The sequence below is a fragment of the Frankia gtarii genome (assembly GCF_025403375.1).
GTDB classification, from domain to species: domain Bacteria; phylum Actinomycetota; class Actinomycetes; order Frankiales; family Frankiaceae; genus Frankia; species Frankia gtarii.
The window spans coordinates 1-17,589 of sequence record NZ_JAMPTM010000003.1; the positions used below are offsets into that span (position 1 = coordinate 1).

A 17,589-nucleotide genomic window follows, 5' to 3' on the forward strand; every position below is an offset into this window, starting at 1 on the left:
CCCCGGCAGCGGGGTGGCGGCAGCGGGGTGGCCGCTGCCGGGGCGGGTTCAGGCCGGTGCCGCGCCGAAGGAGTAGACCGGCCGCGGCGGCGGCCCGAAGAAGGTGCTGATGGTCTCCAGCCGCGGCCGCTCGGTGAAGGTGACGACGTCGAGGCCCATCAGCACGATCTGCCCGATGCCGTTGCGCAGCCCCCACTCCCAGCGGGCGCGGCGGTGGTGCACGTCGACCCCGCTGGTGCGCACCGGACGATGACCCGGGTAGGGCGCGAGGAACTCGCCGATGAGATCGGCGAACTCGATGATGCCGGCGGCCTCACCGAGCGGGTTGGCGTAGGTCACCGCGGGGATGCAGCAGTCGGCGAGCAGCTCGTCGCGCCGGGATACCGCCGGCTCGGCCCAGGCGGCGTAGAGGCCGTCGGCCAGGGCGGCGAGCCGTTCGGCCGTGACGGCGTCGCTGCCCGCCCCGACGCTGTGCGCGTCATGCCGCGCGGCGGGCTGGGTGCTCATGGGGTGAACCTCCGTCTGGCCTCGGCCCGCTGCAGCTTCCCGGAGGGGGTCTTGGGTACCGAGCCCGGGTCGAGCACCAGCACCGCATGTGGGGTCACTCCGAGCGCGGCGCGGATCTCCCCGGCGACCGCGCTCTTCAGCGCTTCGGGATCGGCGCCTCGGGTCTCGACGGCCACGGCGAGGCCCTCCCCGCCGAGGTGGCCGGGGCGCGGGTAGGCGAACGCGACGATGTTGCCCGCGCGGGCACCGTCCGCCCGCGCCGCGGCCCGCTCCACCTCCTCGGGATAGATGTTGCGGCCGCCGAGGATGATGACGTCCTTGCGGCGACCGCAGACGACGAGTTCGCCGTCAATGAGGTAGCCGAGGTCGCCGGTGGCCAACCAGCCGTCGCGGGCGCGCAGGGCCGCCGCCGATTCGGGATCGTCATGGTAGGACGCGGCCACCGAGGTACCGCGGACCTGGACCTCGCCGACCTTCCGCTCGGGCAGGACCCCACCTGCGTCCGGGTCGACCACGCGCACCGACAGGCCGGGGATCGGCTCGCCGAGCAGGGCCAGCCGCCTCGTGCGCACGCCGGTGTCGGCGTGCTCGGGCGGCACGAACCGGGCCGCGCCCGCGGCCAGGGCGTCCGCGTCGACCGTGTCGTAGCGCGCCCCGCGTCCCACCGCGGAGAACGTGACCGCGACCGTTGCCTCCGCGAGCCCGTAGGCAGGCATGAAGGCGGCCGGGTGGAAGCCGTGGCCGCCCGCGGCGTCGAGGAAGTCGTCGACGACCGCGGGGTCGATCGGCTCCCCGCCGCACAGCGCGTAGGCCAGGCAGGACAGGTCCAGCCGGGGGCCGGCGCGCAGCAGCCGGGCCGCGATGGCGTAGGCGGAACCGGGTCCCACCGTGTTGGTGACACGGTGGTGGGAGATCAGCTGCATCCAGCTCGCCGGCCTGGCCAGGTACTCGGTGGGTGAGGACAGCAGCGCGTCGCAGCGGCCGCAGGCCATCGGCAGGATGAACCCGCCGATGAGCCCCATGTCGTGGGACAGCGGCAGCCAGGACAGCATCCGGCCGTGCACCGTCTCGTGGCTGGTCGCCACCCGGATGCCCTCGACGTTCGCCGCCAGGTTGCCATGGCTGATCCGGGCGATCTTCGGCGCGCCGGTGGTGCCGCTGGTCAGCTGCAGGATCGCGGGGGCGTCCGCGGTCAGCATGGGCGGACGCCACGGGACCGCCGGCGTGGTGCCGACCGCCTCGGTCAGCCCGATGACCCGCCCGGCCCCGCCGGACAGCGCGGGCACGGCGTCCACCCACGGCGCTCCGACCAGCACGAGCGGCTCGCCGAGCGAGTCGAACCGGTCGCGGGTGTCGGCGAGGTACCGGGCCAGGTCGACGGTGCGGGCGGGGGTGGGGGCCATGGTGAGGCTGCCACCGGCGAGCCACGCCGCCATCGCCGCGGTGATCGTCTCCCGTGACGTGTCGGCGAGGATGACCACCGGGCGGCCCGGTCCGACTCCGCGCGACTGCAGGCCCGCGGCGACACGGCGGGCGTCCGAGTACAGCTCGGCCCAGCCGACCCGTTGACCGCCGTCCGGCGCGAGGAAGGTCACCGTGTTCGGACCGGTGCTCGCGCGCTTCATGCGATCCAGCAGATAAACCATTGTCGACGCCCTCTCCCGGCGGACGATCCCGTTATCGGGCGTCGCCGTCCGCACTGTCCCGGTAGACGGCGAGAATGAGACGGTCCCAGTAACGGCCGTGATAGAAATCGTGCTTGCGCAGCCGTCCCTCGATTGCGAGCGCCCCGCCGGGCGAGTTCTTCCGGTCCGCCCCCGCGAACTGCGGATAGTTGAACTCGGGCACCTCGAAATACAGCTTTCGGAACGGCCAGATGTCGAAGACGTAACGAACGAACAGGTCCAGTGCCTCGACGGCCAGACCCGAGCCGGTGTAGTCGGCCGAGATCGCCGCGCCCACGTAGGCGTACCCCAGGGTGAACTCCGGGTTGTAGCAGATCGCGTGGCCGACCGGCCGAGCCGTCTCGATCGACTCGATCAGGAACTGGGTCAGCACGCCCTGCCACAGCTCCTGCTCGAACTGCGGGTACGACGGCACCGAGCCCCGGTAGCGCCAGCGGAAGCCGATCTCCGGGGTGACCGCGAGCTCGTAGAGGAACGGCGTCGACGCCGGCAGTACCGGCATCAGCCGCAGGAACCGCCCGGCGAACCGCGGCGGCGGCGGCATGAGCGCATCGGCGGTCGCGGTGCCGGCCGCAGCCGGTACCGTGCTCCCCGCGTGAGCGGCGCCCAGCGCCGGGGCGGCCGCGGCGGGCGGGCCGGCACGGTAGCGGCTGTACAGCTCGCCGACCGTCTCGATTTCCAGCCAGTTCGCCTCGGAGAGGTCGACGCCGAGCTCAATCACATACAGGCAGAGTTCCATGAGCCGGAAGGAATCCAGCCCAAGGTCCTCGTGGAGCCGGCTTCCGCCGGTGACCGGCGAGCCGGCGAGACCCATTTTCCGGGCGATGAGCTGCTCGAATTCGTCTTGTCGGAGCATGCTACCTGTTCTGCGTGCGCGAAAGACGGAATTAAATCTGGACGATTTCGGGCAGTTCGGACATTAGTGACGTTAGCAAACGAGCCGAAGGGCCGCAAAGCCGGATTACCCGTTTCGGCTAACGCCCCGGTGTCACCCGCGGTCAGTAGGAGCGGGCGATCAGGCAGACCAGGTCGTCGGGGTCGCCGCCGGCCGCCGGGATCTCGCCGTCGGGCGTCTGCAGGCAGCGGACGGTCAGGGCCTCCTCGGCGAGGCGCGCCTCGCCCTCCTCGCCGACGAGGCGCCACGGGATCCGGGCGAAGCCGGTCTGCGCCGCCTGCGCGGCGTCCGCGACCGTGGTGACGTCCGCGGTCCGGCTCTCGCGCAGGGCCAGGGCCTCGGCGTGCAGGCCGGCCTGCACCTCGTCGAGCAGCACCGGGACCCGCCCGGCCGCCTCCGCGAGCGGCACCGGCGTCTTCGCCGAGGTGTCCCGGCGGACCAGGGTGACGTTCCCGGCAGCCAGGTCGCGCGGGCCGACCTCGACCCGCACCGGGATGCCCTTGATCTCGGCGTCGGTGACCCGGCGGCCGAAGGAGAGCCCCGGGCGGGCATCGACCTGCACCCGCAGGCCGGCATCGGTGAGCGCCGCGCCGATCTCGCGAGCCTTCGCGACGACGGTCTCGTCGTCGCGCACCGGCAGCACCACGACCTGGGTCGGCGCGAGCCGGGGCGGAATGCGCAGGCCGTTGTCGTCGCCATGCGCCATGATCAGGCCGCCGACCATTCGGGTCGAGCTGCCCCAGGACGTCGTCCAGGCGAGGTGCTGGGCGCCGTCAGCGCCGACGAAGTCGATGTCGAAGGCGCGGGCGAAGTTCTGCCCCAGCTCGTGGCTGGTCGCCATCTGCAGGGCCTTGCCGTCGCCCATCATGCCCTCGCAGGTCATGGTGTTCGTGGCGCCGGCGAAGCGCTCCTTGCGGGTCTTCACCCCGATGAACACCGGGATGGCAAGCACGTCGGTGAGGAAGTCGCGGTAGACCTCCAGCGCGATCCGGCGGGCGTAGGCGGCGGCGTCGGCCTCGTCGACATGCGCGGTGTGCCCCTCCTGCCAGAGGAACTCGCTGCTGCGCAGGAACAGCCGGGGACGCAGCTCCCAGCGGACCACGTTGGCCCACTGGTTGAGCAGCAGCGGCAGGTCGCGGTAGCTCTGCGTCCACTTGGCCAGGTACTCGCCGATGATGGTCTCGCTGGTCGGCCGCACGATCACCGGCTCCTCCAGCTCCTTGCCGCCGCCGATGGTGACCACGGCCAGCTCGGGGCTGAAGCCCTCGACGTGCTCAGCCTCCCGGCGCAGGTAGCTCTCCGGGATGAACAGCGGGAAGTAGGCGTTGACGGCGCCCGCGGCCTTGATCCGGGCATCCACGTCTGCCTGCATGCGTTCCCAGATCGCGTAGCCGTACGGTCGGATGACCATGGTCCCGCGAACGGGGCCGTTCTCGGCCAGCTCGGCCTTCGCGAGCACGTCCTGGTACCAGCGGGGGAAGTCGGTCGCGCGGGAGGTGAGTACAGCCACCCCGCCACGATATTGCCTACGCGGCGCCATCGGGGCCACCGGGACGGGTGGGTTGGCGCGACGCGGGCACCGGCGAGGTGCCGCTCGGGGTGCCCGCGCCGGTGTCCGCGCCGATTCCCGGGCGGTCGACCAAGCGGCCGGGTCAGCGGTGATGCAGACCTCGGCTGTGCGGCAGTGGGCCGGCGGCGGGCTCGGCCCGCCCATCCTCCCCGCTGGGAAAGGGCCGGGTGACCTCCTGGAACACCAGCGAGACGTCGACGTCGCCGTGATGGCTGACCAGGCAGGCCGTGGGCGGGACGAGGATCATGGCGGTCGTCAGGTCGGCTGCGGTGGCTCCTGGCGCCAGGAGCAGCTCGTGCCGGATCGCCAGGCCGTCGTGGATGGTGACCACTTCGGCGAGGGAACCGGGCCGTCCGCCGGTGATCGGCCGGGGCTCCGGCAGGAGATCGTCGTTGTCGACGGTGTTCATCTTCTGGCCGTCCTCCTGTATGCGTGTCGGTCCGATGCGTGCGCGTGTGGCCAGCACCGGCCTGGCGGGCGTCGGGCTTTTCCCGAGCCGGGACAACTTCGTTACGTTGCTTTGATGTTTCTCATTGCTACTGTCATGCGAAATCGTTCCCCGTATTGAGACTGTCGGGTGTTGACGGGATGCTTTCAGCAACATCGATGTTGCTTGCAAGCAAAGCACAGGAGCGGGCGGAACGCCACCGGCGATCTCCGGGCAGAGCGGACGTCCGGTGACTGAGGGCGCAAGTCCTGATCATTTGCGTAACGCCGCGTGCGGGATGGCCGCTTCGCCGGCTCCGTCCCACTGCGTCGCCGGGCGCAGCGGGCTCCGTCGGGCATGACGCGCACCGATGAACATTCGGTATCAGTGGCGCAAGTTTCCCGAGTGGCTAGATGTCGTTTGATGACGTTGAAAGGCCCGAATCCGGGCGGCGGGCCGGCCGGCCCGCCGACGCCTGGGCGGCCGCGCCATCGTGGCGGGCGGGCCGTCCGCCGTCCCGACCTCCACGCCGCCTTGTCCTCGACTTGTCCGGCAGTTGTCCCCGGGTTTGCGGGTGTAGGGGCGGCTCGCGCCCCCTGGCCGGGGGGACCGGTCGGCCGCTGCCGGCCGCTGGATGTGGTTCCTGACGGCGGACAACTGCGGGCTGCGAGCCGTCGCCGGGGCGACCCGCGGCCCCTCCGGCGGGCAGGAGCTCGTGCGGTGCCGGGCTGTCGACCCGTCGCCCGTTGATTACGGAGTGCTTATAGTTCAGTACCCGGTGTTTCGTTGGGGTGGCGTCCGGTCTGGTCAACAGGCCATAAATCGTCCGGCATGGATGTGTTCCGGTTGGTGACGGGTTGGCGTATGCGCTTGTTCATCCTTCGTTCACTCCGAATCGCTTCGATTCTCGCCGGCACCCCAGTCCGGGGGGCGGACGACATTCGGCGCCGTGAACGGCGCGAGGACGAAGGGTTGCTTGTGATCCGAGGCAAGCGTCAGGCCGCCGTCGGGGCCGCGATGGTGGCACTGCTCACCGTGGCGGCGTGCGGAACTGACGACAACAACGACTCCGGCGGCGGGAACGCGGCGCCGTCGAGTTCGGCGGGCGCGATCTCGTGCGTGAAGGGGTCCATCACGGGCTCCGGCTCGTCCGCGCAGAAGAACGCGATCGACGAGTGGGTCAAGGCGTACCAGAACGCGTGCTCCGGCGCGACGATCAACTACCAGTCGACGGGCTCATCGACGGGTCGCCAGCAGTTCATCAGCAAGCAGGTCGCCTTCGCTGGTTCGGACTCCGCGCTGAAGGACCAGCAGAAGACCGACGCGGACGCGCGCTGCACCGGCGGTGCCGCGGCCGACCTGCCGATGGCCGTCGGCCCGGTGGCGCTGATGTACAACCTGTCCGGCGTCGACGGCCTGCAGCTGTCCGCTCAGACTCTGGCGAAGATCTTCGCCGGCAAGATCACCAAGTGGAACGACCCGGCAATCAAGGCCGAGAACAGCGGCGCCTCGCTGCCGGACGCCACGATCGCGGCGGTGCACCGTTCCGACGGCTCCGGCACGACGGACAACTTCACCAAGTTCCTCAAGGGTGCGGGCGGCGCCGACTGGACGTTCGACTCCGGCTCGGACTGGAAGGCCCCCGGCGGCCAGGGCGCCAAGGGTAGCGATGGCGTCACCTCGACCGTGAAGTCCACCGAGAACTCGATCGGGTACGCCGAGCTGTCCTACGCGGAGAACGCCGGGCTGTCGACCGTCAAGGTCAAGAACGCCGCTGGCGAGTACGTCGCGCCGAGCACGGACGGTGCCTCCCTGGGCCTGAGCACCGCCAAGATCGCCGACGGTGACGACCTGAAGCTGACCTTCGACTACGCCACCGCCACGAAGGGCGCCTACCCGGTCTACCTGGTCACCTACGAGATCGCCTGCACCAAGGGTCTCTCGGCCGACCAGGCCGCGCTGGTCAAGTCCTTCCTGACCTACACCGCCTCGGAGGCCGCTCAGTCCTCGATCGGCGACCTCGGCTACGCGCCGCTGCCGGACGCGGTCGCGACGAAGGTCCGCGCGGTCGTCGCCAAGCTGGCCTGACCCGCAGCTAGCACCACGGCCGCCCCGGCCGGCCTCGGCCCATGACACGGTTCGGGCCCGGCCGGGGCGACCCGACCGGCCCGGCCGGTGCCCACGGTGGAGCGAACGACCCACCGTGGATTCGTCGATGTACGGCGGCCGCGGCACCCACGTCCCGCCGCGCGTGCCGCGCCCGGGACCTTGATCGCCAAGCCCCGCTCGGGCACCAAGGAGAAGATCATGACGACGGAGCCGGACCGCTCGGCGGGCGCCGCCGAGCAGCGGGGGGCCGCCACGGCGACGGCCCCGCCGGAAGACCCACCGCCGGCTGACAGGCCCGCGGTTGCATCCGCGGGCAGGCCCAAGGTCGGGATGGCCGACCTGATCTTCAAGAATCTCACCCGCACGGCCGGCCTCGGGCTGCTGGCGCTGATCGTCGTGATCGCCGTCTTCCTGGTGCTGCACGCCACCGACGCCCTCAGCGCCAACACCGGCAACTTCCTCACCACCGAGGAGTGGTCCCCGAACGCCTCCCCGCCGAAGTTCGGGGTGGCGGCGACGCTGTACGGCACGGTCGTCTCGGCGGCGGTCGCGATGATCATCGCGGTGCCGGTGGCGGTCGGGATCGCGCTGTTCATCACCGTGTACGCGCCCCGGCAGCTGTCCTCCTTCCTCGGCTACATCGTCGACCTGCTCGCCGCCGTGCCGAGCGTCGTCTACGGCCTGTGGGGCCTGCTTGTCCTGGCGCCGCACATGAAGGGCATCCAGCTCTGGCTGAACGACTACTTCGGCTGGATCCCGCTGTTCGACGCCGACTCGGTGGGGCGTTCGCTCTTCGTCGCCTCCGTGGTCCTGGCGATCATGATCCTGCCGATCGTCGCCGCCCTGTCCCGTGAGGTCTTCCTCCAGGTTCCGATCGCGCACCGCGAGGCGGCCCTGGCCCTCGGCGCGACCCGGTGGGAGATGATCAGGGTCGCGGTGCTGCCCTACGGCAAGCCCGGGGTGATCAGCGCGTCGATGCTGGGTCTCGGCCGAGCGATGGGCGAGACGATCGCGGTCGCGCTGGTCCTGCCCGCCTCGTTCGACATCTCCGCGCACATCCTCGAGCCCGCCGGCAACACGATCGCCGCGAACGTGGCGAACGGCTGGGGCGAGGCCAACGAGATCGGCCGCGGCGCGCTGATCGCCTCCGGCCTGGTGCTGTTCGTCGTCACGATGATCGTGAACATCATCGCGCGAGCCATCGTCGCGCGCCGTCGCGAGTTCTCCGGGAGCGCCGCATGAGCACCGCGACCGTGTCCGGACCGGCCGTCGGCGACACCGCGGACCGCCTGGGCCTGCGCGGGCAGAGCCTGCCGCGCTGGATGCCGCTCGCCGTCGCCGCCGGCGCGGTGGTCGTGTCCCTGCTGATCTACCTGCTCACGCCGGTCGACAGCGAGATCCAGATCGTGCTGATGGCCGCGCTCGGATTCGTGATCGCGATGACCGCCCTCTCGACAGCGGTGGAGGGCGGGCGCCGGGCACGGGACCGGTTCGCGACGACGCTCGTCTACACCGCGTTCCTGCTCGCCGTGATCCCACTGGTCGCGGTGCTGGTCAGCGTGATCGGCAAGGGAGCCGGTCGACTCGACGCCGGCTTCTTCACCCATTCGATGAACGGCATCGGCGCCCGGGACGTGGGCGGCGGCATCTACCACGCCATCATCGGCACGGTGGAGCAGGTCCTGCTCGCCAGCGTGCTGGCGGTGCCCTTCGGCCTGCTGGTGGCGATCTACCTGGTGGAGTATGGCCGCGGCCGGGTCAGCCGGGTGATCAGCTTCTTCGTCGACGTGCTTACCGGCCTGCCGTCGATCATCGCGGGTCTGTTCATCCTGGCCTTCTGGGTGATCGCTCTCGACCAGGGATTCTCCGGGTTCGCGGGCGCGCTCGCGCTCGCCGTGCTGATGATCCCCACGGTGGTGCGCTCCGCCGAGGAGATGCTCAAGCTGGTCCCCAACGAGCTGCGGGAGGCCGGATACGCGCTCGGTGTGCCCCAGTGGCGGACCATCCTGCGAGTGGTCGTGCCCACCGCGCTGCCCGGGATCGTGACCGGTGTCATGCTCGCGGTGGCCCGGGTGGCGGGCGAGACCGCCCCGGTGCTGCTTACCGTCTTCGGCACGAACCTCATCAACTCGAACCCGTTCTCGGGTGAGCAGTCGTCCCTGCCGCTGTACATCTACTCGCAGGCCGGCCAGCCGCAGCAGTCCGCGGTCGACCGGGCGTGGGCGGCCGCCCTGGTGCTGATCATCATCATCATGGTGCTGAACCTCGCCGCCCGGCTGTTCGCCGGACGCAACCGGTTGAGATGACCCAGCCCCGGGCCGGTGGCGTCGCCGCTGCCGTCGCCGGCCCGCACCACCAACGTTTCGCCCGAGCACCGCACAGCGTCCAGACAGATCGTGAGTCGAGGTTGCCATGGCCACCCGCATCGACGTAACCGGATTGACGGCGTACTACGGCAAGTTCAAGGCTGTAGCCGACGTGAACCTGACCATCGAGCCGAAGAACGTCACCGCATTCATCGGGCCGTCCGGGTGCGGAAAGTCGACGGTGCTGCGCACCCTCAACCGGATGCACGAGGTGCTTCCCGGTGCCCGCGTCGAGGGGAAGGTGCTGCTCGACGGCGAGGACCTCTACGGGGCCGGCACGGACCCGGTGAACGTCCGTCGCACCGTGGGGATGGTCTTCCAGCGGCCGAACCCGTTCCCCACCATGTCCATCTACGAGAACGTGATCGCCGGCCTGAAGCTCAACGGGGTGCGCAAGAAGGCGCTGCTCGACGAGCGGGTCGAGGAGTCGCTGCGCGGCGCGAACCTCTGGGAGGAGGTCAAGGACCGGCTCGGCCGGCCCGGCGCCGGCCTGTCCGGCGGCCAGCAGCAGCGGCTGTGCATCGCGCGGGCAATCGCCGTCGAGCCCCAGGTGCTGCTCATGGACGAGCCCTGCTCGGCGCTCGACCCGATCTCCACCCTCGCCATCGAGGACCTGATCACGAAGCTGAAGTCGAGCTTCACGATCGTCATCGTCACCCACAACATGCAGCAGGCCTCCCGGGTCAGCGACACCACCGCGTTCTTCTCCCTGGAGAAGACCGGAGACCCCGGCCGCCTCGTCGAGTTCGACAAGACCTCGAAGATCTTCACCAACCCGACGGAGAAGCGCACCGAGGACTACGTCTCCGGGCGGTTCGGCTGACGGCCACGGCGCAGGTCAGGTCGACCGGTCAGCCCTCGCTACTGATCGCCGACTCCGAGGTCGACGACGGAATGCTCGACGCCATCGTCGGCGGCGGGGTCGAGGTGAGCGTGGTGGCCGACGGCGCGCGGGCCCTGCTGGAGATCGGTCTCCAGCACCCCACCGCCCTGCTGATCAGCGCCCGGCTGCCGGTCGTCGACGGGGTCACCGTCGTGCGGACGGTACGCAGCGTCCCCGGCCACGATGATGTGCCGATCCTGCTCGCGGTCGGTCCCGACGACCGGCCGGCCGCCGCGGCCGGCCTGGACGCGGGCGCCAGCGCCTGCGTGGGCAAACCGTACCGGGTGCCGGAGGTGCTCGCGATGGTCGGTGTGATCGGGACGGGGCGACCCGGCGCGCACCAGCCCCGGCCGGTCGGGGACGACGTCCTGCGCGGCGGGCCGGTGCTGCTGGACCGGGCGGCCCACGAGGTCCGCTTCGACGGCGCGATCGTGCCGGTCCCGCCGCGGGAGTTCCGGCTGCTCGCGCTGCTGCTGGAGCAGGCCGGGCGGGTCGTCCCGCGGGAGACCCTGCTGCGGGAGGTCTGGGGCTCGGCGCATACCGAGACCAACACCCTCGCGGTGCACGTGCGCCGGCTGCGCCGCCGCCTCGGCGAGGCCGCCGGCGAGCCGACGGTCATTGAGAGCATCCGCGGGGTCGGCTACCGGTTCCGCGCCGCGCCCGATCTCACCTGAGGTGGACCTCGCGACGGGTCAGCCTGGCAGGGCGTAGACGCCGGGGGCGACGCGGACGATCAGGCCGTCGTCGATCAGCCCGGCCAGCGCGCGGTCCCGCTGGACCGGGTCGTCCCAGACCTGGTCGAGGAGGTCCTGGCCGACCACCTGCTCGGCGTCGCGCAGGACGGCCAGCAGCCGGCCGCGAACCTGGCGGTCGGTGCCGGCGTAGCCCTGGGGTCGGCGAGCAGGGCCAGTCCCGGCCGGGCTGCCCGCCCCCACCCAGGCGCAGCGGTGCAGCAGCGGGCAGGCGGCGCAGCGGGGGGTACGGGCCACGCAGACCAGCGCCCCGAGCTCCATCAGCGCGGCGCTGGTCATGGCGGCCGTCTCGGGGTCGGCCGGCAGCAGCTCGGCGACGGCGGCCAGGTCGCGGCGGCTGACGGTGGCCGGCGGGTCGGCCCGGCCCTCCACGGCGCGGGCGAACAGCCGGCGCACGTTCACGTCGACGACCGGGTGGCGCTGGCGGAAGGCGAACGCGGCAACCGCGCGGGCCGTGTACGTCCCGATCCCGGGCAGGGCGAGCAGCGCATCGAGGTCCGCCGGGATCTCGCCGCCGTGCCGTTCGACGATGGCCACTGCGGCCTGGTGCAGCCTCAGCGCCCGGCGGGGGTAGCCCAGCCGGCCCCAGGCCCGCACCGCCTCGCCGGCGGGCTGCGCGGCCAGCGCCGCCGGGGTCGGCCACCGGTCCAGCCAGGCCTCCCAGACCGGTAGCACCCGGGCGACCGGGGTCTGCTGCAGCATGACCTCGCTGACCAGCACCGCCCACGGCGTCGTCCCGGGGCGCCGCCAGGGCAGCTCCCGGGCGGCGGTGGCGAACCAGCCGAGCACCAGTTCGCCGAGCGTCTGCGGCCCGGCCGGCGCCTGGGCCGAGATCGGGCCCGCAGCCAGGGTCGGGGGACCGGCGACGGTCCGCGGTGCGGTGGTCATCCAGGCCATCGTGCCAGGCCCGCCGATGGCGGGCGCGGGGCGGGTCAGACGTAGCGTTCCAGGATGCTCGACTCGGCCAGCCGCGACAGGCCCTCGCGCACGGCGCGAGCCCTGGTCTCGCCGACGCCGTCGACGGTCTGCAGGTCGTCGACCCCGGCGGCGAGCAGCTTCTGGAGCGTGCCGAAGTGGTCGACGAGCCGGTCGACCACCATCCGCGGCAGCCTGGGCACCTTGGCCAGCATGCGGTAGCCGCGCGGGCTGATCTGCCGGTCGAGGATGTCCGCCCCACCGGAGAAGCCGATCACTCGGGCGAGCACGGTGAGGTCGAGCAGGTCGGTCGGTGACATCGCCGAGAGCTCGGCGAGGACCTGTGCGGCCGACCCCGCCTTCGACCCGGCGGGCAGGTAGTCGCGCACGGTGAGTTCGCGCTCGGTCTCGACGCCGGCCATCAGCTCCTCGAGCTGCAGCGACAGCAGCCGCCCGTCGGTGCCGAGCTCGACGACGTAGCCCTCGATCTCGTCGGCGATGCGGCGCACCATCTCCAGCCGCTGGCTCACCGAGATCGCGTCCCGGACCGTGACCAGATCCTCGATCTCCAGCGCGGACAGGGTGCCCGCGACCTCGTCGAGGCGAAGCTTGTAACGCTCCAGGGTGGCCAGCGCCTGGTTCGCCCGGGACAGGATGGCGGCTGAGCCGTCGAGCACGTAGCGCCGCCCGGCCACGTAGAGCGCGATGATGTGCATCGACTGGCTGACCGAGATCACGGGGTACTCGGTCTGCTTGGCGACCCGCTCCGCGGTGCGGTGGCGGGTGCCGGACTCCTCGGTGGGCACGGTCGGGTCCGGCACCAGATGCACCGCGGAGCGCACGATGCGCTGCAGGTCGGAGGACAGCACGATCGCGCCGTCCATCTTGGCCAGCTCCCGCAGTCGGGTGGCCGAGAACTCGACGTCGAGCTCGAAGCCGCCGGTGCACAAACCCTCGACGACCTTGTCATGGCCGAGCACAATCAGCGCCCCGGTATGCCCGCGAAGGATGCGCTCCAGGCCGTCGCGAAATGGAGTTCCGGGGGCGACCGCGGCCAGTGTCGCCCGGAAGATGTCGTCTCCGGGTGGTCCCGCCATCAGGCTCCCTCAGCTCCTCGGCTCCCCGCTGTTTCCCACCTCTGCCGCGATGCTATCGGGGCGATCGGAGTCGGGGCGGTCCAGCTCTTCATGGGGTAACGAAATTACTCAAAACCGACATATTTCTGGTTACGCTTCATGCATTCGGGTTATGGCAGCGATCAGATCGGGCACCTCGGTGACTTTCATGCCCTCGGGAGCGGCCCCGGCACCCACGGGTACGAGCGCCTGCCGGAATCCCAGCCGCGCCGCCGCGGCGAGCCGCTGGCGGACCGCACCCACAGCGCGCACCTCCCCGGCGAGCCCCACCTCCCCGACTGCCACGAGATCGGCCGGCAGCGGCCGGTCCCGCGCCGCGCTCACGACCGCGAGTGCCGTCGCCAGATCGGCCGCGGGTTCGGCCAGACGCACGCCACCGACAGTCGCGGCGTAGACGTCGGCCCGACCGAACCGGACCTTCGCCCGACGCTCGACCACGGCAAGAATCATCGCCACCCGGGCCGGATCCAGCCCGGACACCGCCCGCCGGGGCACCTGGGCGGATGTCTCGGCAACGAGGGCCTGCACCTCCGCGACGAGCGGCCGGCGGCCCTCCACCGTCACGGTGACACACGTTCCCGGCACCGCCTCCAGACTGCCCGCTCCCGAGCGGGACAGGAACAGCCCGCTGGGATCGGCAATCCCGTGGATGCCGGAGTCGTCCATCTCGAAACAGCCGACCTCGTCGGCGGGGCCATACCGGTTCTTGCCCGCTCGCACGAGACGAAGCGCGGAGTGCCGCTCACCCTCGAAATGCAGAACCACGTCCACCAGATGTTCCAACAGGCGTGGCCCGGCCACCAGACCATCTTTTGTCACATGGCCGACAAGTATCGTCGCGAGGCCGAGCGCCTTGGCCGTGCGGATCAGCGCGGCGGTGACCTCGCGCACCTGGGTGACGCCGCCGGCCGCCCCCTCGACCCCGGCCGCGGAAATCGTCTGCACCGAGTCGACCACCAGCAGGGCCGGCGAGACCTCCTCGACGTGGCGAAGCACGGCACCGAGATCCGTCTCGGCGGCGATCCACAGATCCTCGTGGAGAGCGCCCGTCCGCCCCGCTCGCAGCCGCACCTGGGCCGCGGACTCCTCGCCGGTGACGACCAGGGCCCGGGACCCGCCGGCCGCGCTGCGGGCGGCCACCTCCAGCAGCAGCGTGGACTTGCCGACGCCCGGCTCCCCGGCGAGCAGGATCACCGCGCCGGGGACGAGACCGCCGCCGAGCACCCTGTCCAGTTCGTCGATACCCGTGCGCCGGCGGCGGGCGGCCGTGACGTCGACGGACATCACCGGCTGCGCCGGCGCCGTGACCTCCGTGGCCACCGCCGCTCGCCCCACGCTGCCGAGGCCCGCGGCGCGGCGCGGCGCCGGCGCCTGCGCCTCGAGGGTCCCCCACTCCTGGCAACGCGGGCAGCGCCCGGCCCAGCGGACGGACTCCGTCCCGCAGCCACTGCACCGGAAGCCCGCCGTCGCACGGCCGGATGCCCGGCTGCCGGCCGCCGGCCGAGTGGATGTCATGGGCGCCACGTTAACCGGCCGGTCCGACATGTCGGAGCCAGCCGCGCGTGGGGGCGCCCACAGGTGGCGTCTGACCAGGACCTGGGCCCGGCGACGCCGTACCGGCCGCAATCGCCGCCCAGGGCAGATCACCCTTCGATTCGCTTCCCGACGGGAGGGTTCGATGCCCGGGCTGGCGGTGGCCCGCGGAGATCGGGTGTAACGGAGATCTGCGTTGGGATGACGCGAGGATGACCCGCGGCCGCCGGTCGGGCATCAGCGTGGTGAACGCGCAACCGTGTCGCGTCCCGGCCCCGGGCTCTGGCCCCGGGCTCTGGCCCCGGGCTCTGGCAATCTTGGTGTTCCGCGAAACCGTGCCGCGTGTCCGGGCGAATCCCGGCGCCCCTATTCCCTCCCGGGCGCCGCCAACCTGCCAGCCCCCGGCGGTTGCGCCGGGAATTGCTGGAGCCTGATGACGGTCGCGGGCCGGCGAACCGGGATTAACCTCCAGCATCTGCTGACCGCTATGTGGCCAGGACCGGCATCAACCGACCTGCACATCTTTGCGTGACCAGCCAGGCGCAGCAGTGAGCCGAACGATGGTGCGGTCCGCGGCCCAAGGACCTTGGCGCGCTTCCGTGCGCGATTGGTGACAGAACAAAGCGATCGATGTGGCGGTCGGTGGGGCACGTCGGCGGCCGTGGTCCGGGTCCGCCCACCGAATGCCGCCCCGCCCCGGCCCGCGCTGCGGTGACCGGGACCGGGGTCGGGAACGGTGGCCTCAGCCCGCGGTCGCGGTGGCCGTCGCCGACGGGGCGACGGCGCCGGCGGTCGGGCTAGCGCTGCCGGCCGCCGGGGTGGCGCCGGCGCTCGGTGTGGCCGATCCGGTGGCGGGTGTCTGCTGCGCCGGGCTGGCGGTGGTGTCCGGGCTGGCGGAGGTCTCCGTCGGGGCACCGGAGGCGCCGGTGGCGGCCGGCTCCACCGGCACGTCCAGGGTCACGCTGCCGGCCTTCGCGAAGGTGAAGGTGATCGGGAGCTGGGACCCGATCAGCAGGTTCTGCGTCACGCCCAGCAAGGTCGGCGCGGAGGCATCGGCGATGAAGATCCGACCACCGCCGGATGGGAGGTCCGCCGGCTTCGGCGGCTGGCCGCCGCCGGCTTCCGGCGACGACACCGAGACCAGGGTGTCCGGCTCGCCGCCCGCGTTGAAGAACGCCGACACGATCGGCGCCGAGCCGCCCTGGGACACGGGTCCGGCAACGTAGACGTTGCGCAGCGTGATGGCGCCGACGGACCCCGCGACGCTGTTGGTCGTGGTTCGCGCGAGGTTTGTCAGCGCGTCGTTGCCGGAGGCGCAGCTCGCCAGGCCGGCCGAACCGATCACCGAGGCCAGCATGGCGACGCCCACCCGGCGCGACGTCATCCGTCGCCGGAACGCGGAGCGCGAGGCGTCGTCGTCGCGGGGTGCCGCGGCGGCGGTCGTCGCATCGGCGACGGCGTTGACTGACGAGAAACAGGCACCCGGACGGCGGTTCACAGCTCGGTGGCTCCTCCTGCACAAGACCGGCGCGTGGACGGCGCCGGTGCTGGTCGACGGCCGTCGCTGAGGACGGCCACCCGGCGGCGCGCCCCGGTGCCGGTAGGTCGGACCCGGCGTGCAGGGGGTTGCCCCGGTGCCCGGAGGACCGCCGCCGACGGCCCGGTGCGCAGGGTCGTCCACGGGAGGTCTCCGTGCCGGACTAACACTAGTCACCCGGCGGCGCCACATGCCCAGGCCGACGGCCCGGTCAGCCCGCGTGGGCCGGTGCGCGGCGCGGGTCGAGGGCTTTGCGCGGGCCTCGGAATCGGCGCTGACCGGCCCGACAGGCCACGAAGGGCCGGTCGATGACGTGGGCAGAGTCACGCTCCGCCGCGGACGGCGTGCGGGCGGCCGATCGCCGCCCCGGCCGGGGCGCGCCGTCGTCGTACCGGCCACCCTTGTGTCGGCGCGCAGGCGGGGTCCATCCGCGCTACGTTCGCGGTGCGGTTGACGCTCAACGCGCAGCCAACGCCCGTCGACCTGTCGCCTGTTTTACCTGGTAGGGCTGTTCGGTGTCGTTGCGCGGTGATGTGGGGTCGGTGCGCGGATCTGTGGTGGGCGGTGTCCGTCGTCGCGAACGGTGGCTGGAAGACCCCGCCGAGCCCCTCAGCTTGGCGTTGCGGCCCTTGCGCTTGCAGCGCGCGTCTGACCTGCGGCGATGCGTGCGTGTTACGCTGGTAGAGGCGGAAGGGGCACGTGACACATGGCGTTCCAAGTCGGCGAGACCGTTGTTTACCCGCATCATGGTGCTGCTCTGATTGACGCGATTGAAACCCGCGTCATCAAGGGCGAGGAAAGACTCTATCTCGTGCTGAAGGTCGCTCAGGGCGATCTGACTGTCCGGGTGCCGGCCGACAACGTCGGCATGGTCGGGGTACGCGACGTCGTCGGGCAGGATGGGCTGGAACGGGTGTTCGAGGTGCTCCGGGCACCCCACACCGAGGAGCCCACGAACTGGTCCCGGCGTTACAAGGCAAATCTAGAAAAGCTCGCCTCCGGTGACGTGAACAAGGTTGCCGAGGTCGTTCGCGATCTCTGGCGCCGCGATCGCGAACGCGGTCTTTCCGCGGGTGAGAAGCGCATGTTGAGCAAGGCGCGGCAAATCCTTGTCAGTGAGCTCGCGCTCGCGGAGGGCACCAACGAGGACAAGGCTGAGGCGATGCTCGACGAGGTTCTCGCCGGCTGATCCAAGGCCTTGTCAACCCGGTCGTAATAGATCGGGTGCCGGCTGATCGTTCGGCCGGCACGATATCCCGGAAATATGATTTCCG

At 71.6% G+C, this 17,589-nt stretch carries 15 protein-coding genes; 6 read left to right on the top strand and 9 right to left on the bottom strand.

From position 1 onward, the window contains the following. Positions 1–48 precede the first annotated feature (48 nt). The 5 genes from NBZ83_RS00960 to NBZ83_RS00980 form a co-directional block, all read right to left on the bottom strand. A complete protein-coding gene (locus tag NBZ83_RS00960; protein WP_261574142.1) occupies positions 49–507 on the bottom strand; it encodes a hypothetical protein in 459 nt (152 codons plus the stop codon). Beyond that, on the bottom strand, positions 504–2,153 hold the full coding sequence (locus tag NBZ83_RS00965) for a long-chain-fatty-acid--CoA ligase (protein ID WP_261574143.1): 1,650 nt from the start codon (positions 2,151–2,153) through the stop codon (positions 504–506). Before NBZ83_RS00965 ends, NBZ83_RS00960 begins: the two co-directional genes overlap by 4 nt. 31 nt (positions 2,154–2,184) lie before the next feature. Next, positions 2,185–3,048, bottom strand: coding sequence for an acetyltransferase (locus NBZ83_RS00970; protein WP_261565693.1), 864 nt, complete (start codon positions 3,046–3,048; stop codon positions 2,185–2,187). 142 nt (positions 3,049–3,190) lie between these two features. Beyond that, a complete protein-coding gene (gene proS / locus NBZ83_RS00975) occupies positions 3,191–4,597 on the bottom strand; it encodes a proline--tRNA ligase (protein WP_261565695.1) in 1,407 nt (468 codons plus the stop codon). Between the two features lie 142 nt (positions 4,598–4,739). Then, entirely contained in the window at positions 4,740–5,066 is a 327-nt protein-coding gene (locus NBZ83_RS00980) for a hypothetical protein (RefSeq protein ID WP_261565696.1), read from the bottom strand. A gap of 1,035 nt (positions 5,067–6,101) precedes the next feature. On the opposite strand from NBZ83_RS00980, the gene pstS reads away from it, so the two are divergent. The 5 genes from pstS to NBZ83_RS01005 all read left to right on the top strand — a co-directional run bounded on the left by pstS (position 6,102) and on the right by NBZ83_RS01005 (position 11,116). Beyond that, positions 6,102–7,172 carry a phosphate ABC transporter substrate-binding protein PstS gene (gene pstS / locus NBZ83_RS00985; protein WP_261565783.1) on the top strand — a complete coding sequence of 357 codons (1,071 nt, stop codon included), beginning with the start codon at positions 6,102–6,104 and terminating at the stop codon, positions 7,170–7,172. 219 nt (positions 7,173–7,391) lie between these two features. Then, a complete protein-coding gene (gene pstC / locus NBZ83_RS00990; RefSeq protein WP_261565698.1) occupies positions 7,392–8,435 on the top strand; it encodes a phosphate ABC transporter permease subunit PstC in 1,044 nt (347 codons plus the stop codon). Continuing rightward, entirely contained in the window at positions 8,432–9,499 is a 1,068-nt protein-coding gene (pstA, locus tag NBZ83_RS00995) for a phosphate ABC transporter permease PstA (protein ID WP_261565700.1), read from the top strand. The genes pstC and pstA overlap by 4 nt, the downstream gene beginning before the upstream one ends. Before the next feature lie 106 nt (positions 9,500–9,605). Next, the gene (pstB, locus tag NBZ83_RS01000) at positions 9,606–10,382 is read left to right on the top strand and encodes a phosphate ABC transporter ATP-binding protein PstB (RefSeq protein WP_261557368.1); all 777 of its coding nucleotides are present in this window, start codon (positions 9,606–9,608) and stop codon (positions 10,380–10,382) included. Next, entirely contained in the window at positions 10,379–11,116 is a 738-nt protein-coding gene (locus tag NBZ83_RS01005) for a response regulator transcription factor (RefSeq protein ID WP_261565784.1), read from the top strand. Before pstB ends, NBZ83_RS01005 begins: the two co-directional genes overlap by 4 nt. Positions 11,117–11,134: 18 nt before the next feature. On the opposite strand, the gene NBZ83_RS01010 is transcribed toward NBZ83_RS01005, so the two are convergent. The 4 genes from NBZ83_RS01010 to NBZ83_RS01025 all read right to left on the bottom strand — a co-directional run bounded on the left by NBZ83_RS01010 (position 11,135) and on the right by NBZ83_RS01025 (position 16,276). Continuing rightward, positions 11,135–12,091 carry an HhH-GPD family protein gene (locus tag NBZ83_RS01010; RefSeq protein WP_261574144.1) on the bottom strand — a complete coding sequence of 319 codons (957 nt, stop codon included), beginning with the start codon at positions 12,089–12,091 and terminating at the stop codon, positions 11,135–11,137. 35 nt (positions 12,092–12,126) lie between these two features. After that, positions 12,127–13,206, bottom strand: a complete 1,080-nt coding sequence (gene disA / locus NBZ83_RS01015; RefSeq protein ID WP_261557366.1) for a DNA integrity scanning diadenylate cyclase DisA — start codon at positions 13,204–13,206, stop codon at positions 12,127–12,129. Positions 13,207–13,335: 129 nt separating this feature from the next. Then, on the bottom strand, positions 13,336–14,790 hold the full coding sequence (radA, locus tag NBZ83_RS01020) for a DNA repair protein RadA (protein WP_261574145.1): 1,455 nt from the start codon (positions 14,788–14,790) through the stop codon (positions 13,336–13,338). A 730-nt stretch (positions 14,791–15,520) separates the two neighbouring features. Next, on the bottom strand, positions 15,521–16,276 hold the full coding sequence (locus tag NBZ83_RS01025) for a copper chaperone PCu(A)C domain-containing protein (protein ID WP_261574146.1): 756 nt from the start codon (positions 16,274–16,276) through the stop codon (positions 15,521–15,523). 745 nt (positions 16,277–17,021) lie between these two features. On the opposite strand from NBZ83_RS01025, the gene NBZ83_RS01030 reads away from it, so the two are divergent. Next, complete coding sequence (locus NBZ83_RS01030) at positions 17,022–17,504, top strand: CarD family transcriptional regulator (protein ID WP_009741775.1); 483 nt, start codon at positions 17,022–17,024, stop codon at positions 17,502–17,504. The last annotated feature ends 85 nt before the right edge of the window (positions 17,505–17,589 follow it).

What these genes read in the sequence shown, in the direction of transcription:
- NBZ83_RS00960 (WP_261574142.1), bottom strand. Translation starts at nt 507, where the DNA reads ATGAGCACCCAGCCCGCCGCGCGGCATGACGCGCACAGCGTCGGGGCG.
- NBZ83_RS00965 (WP_261574143.1), bottom strand. Translation starts at nt 2,153, where the DNA reads ATGGTTTATCTGCTGGATCGCATGAAGCGCGCGAGCACCGGTCCGAAC.
- NBZ83_RS00970 (WP_261565693.1), bottom strand. Translation starts at nt 3,048, where the DNA reads ATGCTCCGACAAGACGAATTCGAGCAGCTCATCGCCCGGAAAATGGGT.
- NBZ83_RS00980 (WP_261565696.1), bottom strand. Translation starts at nt 5,066, where the DNA reads ATGAACACCGTCGACAACGACGATCTCCTGCCGGAGCCCCGGCCGATC.
- pstS (WP_261565783.1), top strand. Translation starts at nt 6,102, where the DNA reads ATGGTGGCACTGCTCACCGTGGCGGCGTGCGGAACTGACGACAACAAC.
- pstC (WP_261565698.1), top strand. Translation starts at nt 7,392, where the DNA reads ATGACGACGGAGCCGGACCGCTCGGCGGGCGCCGCCGAGCAGCGGGGG.
- pstA (WP_261565700.1), top strand. Translation starts at nt 8,432, where the DNA reads ATGAGCACCGCGACCGTGTCCGGACCGGCCGTCGGCGACACCGCGGAC.
- pstB (WP_261557368.1), top strand. Translation starts at nt 9,606, where the DNA reads ATGGCCACCCGCATCGACGTAACCGGATTGACGGCGTACTACGGCAAG.
- NBZ83_RS01010 (WP_261574144.1), bottom strand. Translation starts at nt 12,091, where the DNA reads ATGGCCTGGATGACCACCGCACCGCGGACCGTCGCCGGTCCCCCGACC.
- disA (WP_261557366.1), bottom strand. Translation starts at nt 13,206, where the DNA reads ATGGCGGGACCACCCGGAGACGACATCTTCCGGGCGACACTGGCCGCG.
- radA (WP_261574145.1), bottom strand. Translation starts at nt 14,790, where the DNA reads ATGTCGGACCGGCCGGTTAACGTGGCGCCCATGACATCCACTCGGCCG.
- NBZ83_RS01030 (WP_009741775.1), top strand. Translation starts at nt 17,022, where the DNA reads ATGGCGTTCCAAGTCGGCGAGACCGTTGTTTACCCGCATCATGGTGCT.